Origin of the sequence: Chitinophaga filiformis, from assembly GCF_021646545.1 — a bacterium.
In the GTDB taxonomy this organism is placed as follows: Bacteria; Bacteroidota; Bacteroidia; order Chitinophagales; family Chitinophagaceae; genus Chitinophaga; species Chitinophaga filiformis_A.
In genome coordinates, this window is record NZ_JAKIRP010000025.1 from 133,916 (window position 1) to 142,837 (window position 8,922).

Annotated in this window: 5 protein-coding genes and 1 tRNA gene; 5 read left to right on the forward strand and 1 reads right to left on the reverse strand. The window is 46.9% G+C overall.

Features of this window, described 5'->3' with window-relative positions:
- The first annotated feature begins 21 nt into the window (after positions 1-21).
- From L3C95_RS33945 to L3C95_RS33960, 4 genes are all read left to right on the forward strand, one after another.
- Positions 22-3,189 carry an Ig-like domain-containing protein gene (locus tag L3C95_RS33945; protein WP_236395118.1) on the forward strand — a complete coding sequence of 1,056 codons (3,168 nt, stop codon included), beginning with the start codon at positions 22-24 and terminating at the stop codon, positions 3,187-3,189.
- Positions 3,190-3,473: 284 nt separating this feature from the next.
- Complete coding sequence (locus tag L3C95_RS33950; protein ID WP_236395119.1) at positions 3,474-6,866, forward strand: carbohydrate-binding protein; 3,393 nt, start codon at positions 3,474-3,476, stop codon at positions 6,864-6,866.
- A gap of 97 nt (positions 6,867-6,963) precedes the next feature.
- Positions 6,964-7,036 (forward strand) — tRNA-Lys (locus tag L3C95_RS33955).
- Between the two features lie 27 nt (positions 7,037-7,063).
- A complete protein-coding gene (locus tag L3C95_RS33960; protein WP_236395120.1) occupies positions 7,064-7,216 on the forward strand; it encodes a hypothetical protein in 153 nt (50 codons plus the stop codon).
- A 122-nt stretch (positions 7,217-7,338) separates the two neighbouring features.
- Here the strand turns inward: L3C95_RS33960 and L3C95_RS33965 are convergent, their stop codons facing one another.
- Positions 7,339-8,418, reverse strand: coding sequence for a hypothetical protein (locus L3C95_RS33965; RefSeq protein WP_236395121.1), 1,080 nt, complete (start codon positions 8,416-8,418; stop codon positions 7,339-7,341).
- Positions 8,419-8,733: 315 nt separating this feature from the next.
- Between L3C95_RS33965 and tnpA the strand changes: the two genes are divergently transcribed.
- Positions 8,734-8,922 (forward strand): IS66 family insertion sequence element accessory protein TnpA (gene tnpA / locus L3C95_RS33970; RefSeq protein WP_236395122.1); only part of this gene is annotated, 189 nt, incomplete at its 3' end.

An 8,922-nucleotide genomic window follows, 5' to 3' on the forward strand; every position in this document is an offset into this window, starting at 1 on the left:
CGTTGACCTAAATTTCACTCTATGAAGAACCCAAACTACCCAACACGCAAGTTGAAAAAGAGCCCATTCCTTGCAGCTGTGCTCTGTCTTTCACTTGCCTCCCTTGCAACCCAGGCCCAGCGACAACTTGTCTGGGAGGAAAATTTCACCACCGCCACTCTTAATCCGCAGACATGGACCTACGAAACAGGAGATGGCTGTAATAAAGGAAATTGCGGCTGGGGAAATGCCGAGTTGGAATATTACACCAACCGGACAGAAAATGTAAGAATTGAAAATGGTACGCTCATCATTGAAGCCCGCCGGGAGAGCATGGGCGGCAAGCCTTTCACCTCGGGGCGTATCAAAACTGCAGGACGTGTATCTTTCCGTTATGGATCATTAGAAGCCAGGATCAAAGTGCCTAATGTAGCGAATGGCCTCTGGCCGGCTTTCTGGCTACTGGGCGCCACAGGTGGTACCTGGCCGCGTAATGGAGAGGTAGACATTCTTGAAATGGGATTTGCCGGCGCCCTTGCTGAAGGCCGGGCCAACAGGACTGTCAGTGCCGCTACGCACTGGTGGACAGAAAACCCTGGGGGATATACCGGACATGCGACTTACGCAAAAGATTCCGTCCTCCAGACTACGCAGCTGAATGACGCCTATCACCTGTACAAACTGGAATGGGATCCGCAGTACCTGACCATCTTCCTGGATAATAGTCCTTACTACAGGATAGACATCAGCGGCACAAATGGATTTGATGCCTTCCGTAATCCCTTCTACATCATCCTCAATCTGGCGGTAGGCGGGAACTATCCCGGTATTACATCCGCAGCAGGAGTAACCGCTCCCCTACCCGGCCGTATGGAGGTTGATTACATCAAACTGTACCAGGATATCACTAAGGGCGAAGAATTGATCCTTGGTTCCAACAATGCACCGGAGGGTAATTACGGCATCTTCACTGACAATACCACTGTCAGCGACAAAGTGGTGTTCGGACAGGGAGCTAATCTCTATCTGTGGAACAACATTACGAATATCACACCTGCACCGGCGCCGTTTGAAGGCAGCAATGTATGGGCATTTCATGCGAATGCAGGCAGCTGGTTTGGGCTGGGCGTAGCCAACGACACTAAGAATATGAGCAACTATGCAGGTGGTAGCCTGAAGTTCCATATGAAAACTACCTCAACCGCGCCTTTTAAAGTAGGTATTGTAGCGGATGGCGTGGAAGGCTGGGTGAATTTCACCGGTACTAATGAACATGGACTGGTGCGAGACGGGCAATGGCATGAGGTGACCATTCCTGTCAGCGAGTTCGGTGCACTGGACCTTATGCAGGTTGGGCAGCTATTCATGTTCTCCGGCGATGCACCAGCAGCAGCGGCAGATTTCTACTTTGATAATGTCTATTATACCGGAGGTGTGTCCAGTAATCCGGCGCCTACGGTTGCTATTACCAACATCGCCAATGAAGCGGTATATACTACTCCGGCGTCCATCTCCATTCAGACGAATGCGAGCGATCCGAATGGCACTATCAGCAAAGTAGACTTCTTCAATGGAGCCAATTACCTGGGAACGGTAACCTCTGCGCCGTTCAATTATACGTGGCAAACGTCTACCCAGGCCATCAACAAACTGATTGCGAAAGCGACAGATAATCAGAACAAGACCACTACCTCCAAACCTGTTACCGTACTGGTAGCAGCGCCGGGTAATACTGCTCCGCAGATCAGCATCACCTCTCCTACTGCCAGCACGCCGTATAGAGGTCCGGCGAAAGTGGTGATCAATACCAATGTATCTGACAATGGCCTGATATACAAGGTAGAGATCTTTAATGGCAGCACATTACTGACTACTCTTACGCAGCCGCCTTACAATTACACCTGGGAGAATGTGCCGCAGGGTACTTATACCATTACCGCTAAGGCTACTGATAATGGCAAGCTAAGTACCACGTCTGCACCTGTAACCATTACCGTGCGGGATAATAAGATCCTTTCCAACCGGTACGGTATCTACAGTGAAGATCCATCGATGCCGGACAAGCTGACCTATGGTCTGGATGCCAATCTCTATGTGTGGAATAACCTGGCCACCATCAGCGGGGCAGCACCTTATGAAGGCACGCAGGTAATGGGCTTTACAGCGGCTGCCAATAACTGGTTTGGTCTGGGTGTATCGCACGATGTGCGCGACCTGTCGCATTTCAGCAATGGCTTCCTGAAGTTCCAGTTCAAGACCAGCTACCAGGGTTCTTTCCGTTTCAGTATTATTTCGCAAAACGGGGAGCAGGCCATTTCCTTTGCCGCCGGTGAACAGAAGCTGGGACTGATCAGGGATGGTCAATGGCATGAGGTAACTATTCCTGTCAGTTCACTGACGAATGTGAACCTGGCTACCATTACCCAGGCCTTTACTTTCTCCGGAGATGCGCCTGCAGCTGCTGCGAGCTTCTACATTGATAACGTCTATTATGTTACACCGGATACTGTCGCAACGCAGACTAACCTGGCGCTGAATAAACCTGCTGTTATTTCATCTTACGAAAACGCTGTCTTTTCCGGTCAAAATGCCGTAGATGGTAACATCAACACCCGCTGGTCCAGCGCCTTTAGCGATCCGCAGTGGATACGGGTAGACCTGGGTGCAGATTACAACATCAACCGGGTGAAGATCACCTGGGAAACTGCAGCAGGGAAAGATTATATCGTACAGGTATCGAATGACACTGTTAACTGGTCGCCCCTGAGAACAGTGACCAACAACAATGTACTGGTAAATGATTATACCGGTCTTACAGGACATGGTCGTTATCTCCGCATATATGGTACGGCGAGAACTACGGTATATGGTTATTCCATCTTCGAACTGGAAGCATATGGTAGCTTGCGTACCGGTGCAGGTTTGTTGGGCAGCTCAAGTGCGGCGACAAAAGCAGAGAGCACATGGAAGGCTACCGTGTATCCCAATCCTGTTGTGAATGACAGGCTACAGCTGTTAAGTAATGAAGGTATAAAGCAGATCAGAGTAGTTGATTTGAACGGTCGTTCAAAAGCTGTACAATTATCACAGGAAGGTAAAATCTCTGGTACGTATTCAGTAGATGTAAGTGGCTTACCGGCAGGTATTTACTTCATTCAACTGACGAACAAAGAGCAAAAGACCTTGCTGCTGAAATTCGTTAAACAATAATCCACAAGCAGTTAAATAGTTGATACGTTTGCCTATCACCGTTAGGTGATCGTATCAACTATTTTTTGAGATAGTATACTAAACCGATCTACTTGTATTAGTACAACATGAAAAGTTCATTTAGGGGTAATGCAAGTATCAAACTTATGTCGTAATTTTCGTCGTCAACAAATCAAAATAGCCTTATCCTGTATCTTATTTTATCACTCCCTAAACCATATTCACAAACCTTAACACGTCAATAATTACACTCTAGTTTTTCAACAAAAAACCATTTAAACACAATGAAGAAAAACCTGCTGCTTAGGTTTCACAAGCATTTGCTTACAGCATGCTGTGGAGTAGCCATGTTCGTGGCGGGCACGAATAGTGCTTACAGCCAGTTGCCAACTGGCTTCACACAGAAAAAGTTAACCGAGAACGTTATCAATGAAGCGACTGCCCTGGCGCATGCTCCGGATGGCAGAATCTTTATCGCAGAACGTGGAGGTAACGTTAAAGTGTACCAGAATGGAACTGTCACTACTGTGCACACTGCGCAGACGGTTACTGATGCTGAACAGGGATTGCTGGGTATTACCCTGCATCCGCAGTTTGCATCCAATGGTAAGTTTTACATTTTCTACACCAATCCGGAAATGACACGTCACTACCTGGACGTTATCACGATCACTGCTACCAACCAGGTAACTGCTGTTACCCGAGTAATGGAATTTGATCCGATCATTAACGGTGCACACAATGGTGGTGCTATTCTCTTCCGTCAGGGACTGCTGTATGTAGCTGTGGGAGAAAGTAACTCCTCTGTTGAATCTCCCAAGCTGGATACTTACCGCGGTAAGATCCTGCGTCTGACAGATGATGGTCAGCCGGCACCAGGCAACCCTTACTACGATGTACCTGGCGCCAGCCGTCAGCAGAGAAGCATCTGGGCACGCGGTCTGAGAAACCCATGGAAAATGGCACTCGACCCGGTATCCCAGAAGATCTTTGTAGTGGACGTAGGTGGCGACTATGAAGAGATCAACGATGTAACCACTCCTGATGCCAGCAAAGGTTATAACTATGGCTGGAGCCAGGATGGTAAATCTGGTCCTAGCCAGGCTGCAGGAACTATCACAGCAGCTTATTACTACGATCATAGCGATGACAAGGGAGGATGCGCCATCACATCCGGCGTGTTCTTTAATCCGCCAGCTACCAACTATCCACCAGAATACCGTAACAAGTTCTTCTTCACCGACTGGTGCAGGGACTGGTACAGGTTCGTGGATGTTAACAACCTGACGCCTGCATCTCAGTATACTGAATTTTCAGCAAAAGGTTTCGGACGCATTTTAGGTACAAGTGTTGGCATTGACGGCAACATTTATTATATAGGATACGCTACAAGTGGTGCTTTATGGAGAATTGAATACAATAATAACCAGGCTCCGACCATCGTTAACCAGCCTTCAAACGCAACCGTTACTGCAGGAGATCCTGTACAGTTTTCAGTAACCGCTTCAGGTGGTATTCCGATGTCATTCCAGTGGCAGAAAAACGGGGTGAACATCCCGGGAGCAACAGAGAGCACTTTCTCTATTGCACAGACCACACGGGCTGACTCAGGTCTTTACCGTTGTGTAGTGATCAATCACATTGACACTGCTATCAGTACTGCAGCAAAACTGACCGTACTGCCTTTCAATGCAAGACCAGTTCCACACATCAGCGCACCAACCGGTGACGTTAAGTGGAGCGTAGGTACTGTGATCAACTTCTCCGGTACTGCTACCGATACAGAAGATGGTACATTGCCAGCATCTGCATACCGTTGGGAGCTCCGTTTCTTCCATAAGGATACAGAAACCAGTGAGCACTGGCACCCTGGTCCTACCCTGCCCGCTGGTATCAAATCAGGTTCTTTCACCGCAGACAACCTGGGTGAGTCTTCTCCGAATATCTGGTTCAGACTGCTCCTGACTGTTACGGATTCCAATGGCCGTACAGGTGTTGACTCTGTAGATATCTATCCTAACAAGATTCAGGCAACCGTAACTTCCAATGTTCCTGGTCTTCAGGTAGTATTGGGTAAAGAAGCTGCTACTCCGTTTACCAAGACGATGGTAGTAAACGCACTCACTACCCTGCAGGCAATTTCACCTCAGGTACTGGGAGATACTACCTATGCATTCGTATCATGGGCCCATGGCGGAGATACTTTACAGTCTATCCGTGTTCCGGCTGTGAATACTACTTATTCTGTTACTTATAAGGCAACTGGTTCCCGTCAGAATCCTTTCCCTGCTGGTACTGCACCACGTGCTATACCTGGCAAGATCGAGATCGAAGACTTCGATTCCGGTGGTGAGGGTATCGCTTATCACGATGAAAGCACTGCCAACCAGGGTAATCAATACCGTACCAATGAAGGCGTAGACCTGGAAAACTGCTCAGAAGGCGGTTATAACATCGGCTACGTGAACAATGGCGAATGGCTGGAATACTCCGTTAATGTTACCATTCCAGGTAAATATACCTTCGCTGCACGCGTTGCCAATCCGGGTGCTGCCAAGACCCTCCATGTAGAACTGGACGGCCAGAACATCACTGGTACCGTTACCGTACCTACTACTGGTGGCTTCCAGGCATGGCAGACCATTTCTGCTACTACTACAACATTACCTGCCGGTAACCACGTTGTACGTATCGTAGTTGAAGCAAATGACTTCAACGTAAACTACTTCACTTTCGCACTGGCTATCGGCGATGCTCCTACTGTGAACATCACCGCTCCTGCGAATGGCGAAGCGTTCCTGAGTGGTTCCGACATCCTGCTCAAAGCCAATGCAGCTGATACAGATGGTACTGTGAAGAAAGTTGAGTTCTTCCAGGGTGCTACCAAGATCGGTGAAGATACTACCAGCCCATATCAATACCTGTGGACTGGTGTACCTGCCGGTGCTTACAGCATCACTGCCAAAGCTACCGACAACAACCAGATGACAGCTACCTCTACTCCGGTTGCTATCAACGTAACCGCTGCTCCTGTTCAGAAGAACATCCCTGGCCGTATCGAGGCGGAAGATTTCGACGCGATGAACGGTATCGGTACCGAAGGTTGTGCTGACGTAGGCGGTGGCGAGAACATCGGCTGGGTTGGTACCGGCGACTGGATGGACTACAACGTAAATGTTGCCACTGCTGGCACTTACACCGTAGCCTTCCGCGTAGCCAGCGCTCCTGGTGGCGGTCAGCTGCAACTGCAGTCTGGCACCAACGTACTGACTACCGTTGATGTAGACGCTACCGGCGGATGGCAATCATGGGTAACCAAGACCACTACCGTTACATTGGCTGCTGGCAGCCAGACGCTCCGCGTTTACGCTTCCAAGGCTGATTTTAACCTGAACTGGTTTGAGTTTAGTGTTCCTGCTCAGACGTTTGCTGTTAGTAGTTTGCCTTCTCAGGAGCCGGTGATTAAGGTTTATCCTAACCCGGTAACTGATCTGCTGACAGTGGGTAATGTGAAGAATGATGGGCTGTTTACTATTACTAATGTTGCGAATTCACAGACGGTGACAATCAAAGCTGTGAATGGTATTCTGGATGTAAGTAAGCTGACACCAGGTGTTTATGTGCTGAAATTCAGTAATGCAGGGAAACAGGTGGTGAAGAAGTTTGTGAAGATGTAATTGAGTTTTTTCTTATAGAGAGCCGTCTCATTTTTGAGGCGGCTTTTTTTATTTTGGAGATTAGGAATATTTGTGTAGGTTTGCACCCCGTTAGAATGATTCCGTAGCTCAGTTGGTAGAGCAATACACTTTTAATGTATGGGTCCTGGGTTCGAGTCCCAGCGGGATCACAAAATGGCGTCCAATGGACGCCATTTTTGTTGCTCAAAGCAGCTTTTGTAGCCAGTAAAACGGAAAAAATACCCACCTCCAACTTCATCTCAAAAACCTACGCCTTCTCCAATATCATTGATGACTATGTGAACGAGTATGGCATCATCGAAAAACGGAGCAACGAAATAAACGGATAAAAAATACAGTCGTACTAAAAGTACGGCAAGCATACCGCCCATCCAGAGATGAACGATGCTATGGATAAGGTTTCGGAAACTGAATGACTGTCAAATCGCCCACCAGCTTTCCCCGGCAAACTTTATAGATCCTTCACTGCATAATGGAGATCAACACCTGAAACCTCATATTTATGCAACTGTCCCGTAGTATCTTTTAGCGTCATTATTAATTTGTATGGTTTTCTAAACGTCATATGTGCGGCTTCAAGCGCAAAACCGGGAACAAACAGTCCGAATTCCTTACCAGGCACTTTTTTGTTAATATTTTCTGACCAATCACCATTACCTGCCAGCTCTTTTATATCACTAATTGTTGCAGGCCAGCCTTCATTGTTCATCCCGATGGAAAGTCTGGCACTGGAACCCAGGAGGGCACCTGTGCGATTTGCCGAAATAACAGGCCCAAAATGGCGAACTACAGCTGTTGTCACATAACGCCTTCCATCATGCAGCAGATTAATACCCTGCTGCCTTAAGGTCTCCCTGTCAGAGGATGCAATATATTCTTTCAGACAGCCAGCCTGTAACTGTTTACAGGATATCTTAACAGGAGACCAATAACTGGCGTAACGTGTATACTCATCTTCTACTTCCCAGGCCATAGGCTGATCCCTCTGCGTAGCTGTAATCATTTCCACAGGCGTAACGGTTATCTCATCACCCCTGATATCCTCTATTTTTAAATAAATGGTCGTATCCTTCCAGCTATTACTCAACCGTAGTACGCTAATAAAATCCCTGGTTGTCAGATTCTGCAGTTTTGATTCCAATACTGCCTTTTCTGCGTTGAAATGTCTGATAGCTAACTGTCTATCTTTGTAATGGGAATAGCTCTCATTCAGCTGGTAACCGAGAAATCCGATAACAGCCGACAAAATAGCCAATAATGGTCCTGCATACGTGTAAAAAGGAGTTTTTACTGACTTCGCAGCAGCAGATTCATCCACAAGCAGTTGTAGCGCCAAAGACATTTCGTATAGCCTATTATTTTTACGAACTGCCCACGTCCTACCCAGACCAAAACAGGGGATATATAAAAGATGAAAATACGTTTGTCGTACCTCAATGCGAATGTTCGGTTCCTCGTTATACACGATACTGAGATCTTCCAAAGAAAAACTACGAATTCTAAAACTTTTTATGCCGAAGACAATCATCATAGGAGTAGAGATAGGTTATTATGTTTGTTTTGATATGTGCGTTAAAGAGATAAATATATTATGAACAATTGATGCTTGCAAACTGGCCGAAGACATAAATGATGGTAGTCCCAATTTATATAACAACGTCAGACATTGTGGAGGTCTCGTCATACAGGCCTCCCAACGTATTGTCAATTTAGTTCAAATGTCAATGGCCAAATTAGTTATAAATTTAATATCTGAGGTCGAATTTTAATTAGAATGCTAAATCATGTATGCCTCCGGGCAACTGCATATTGTAAATGTTAGGAAGTAGTGATAGCTTCGCCGATTATGAGTATTGATACACCCCAGTCCCCAACAAAAGCCAGTACCGTAAACCGATCTGTTACGGAGAAGAAGCGTCTATTGTCCGAATGGGAAACGAGTACGCTGAAAATGAAGGCATTCTGTGAGCAGAAACAAATATCTGTAAATGGATTGAAATCTTGGATAAAGCAGTTTGGCATGGGACGCAAGCGC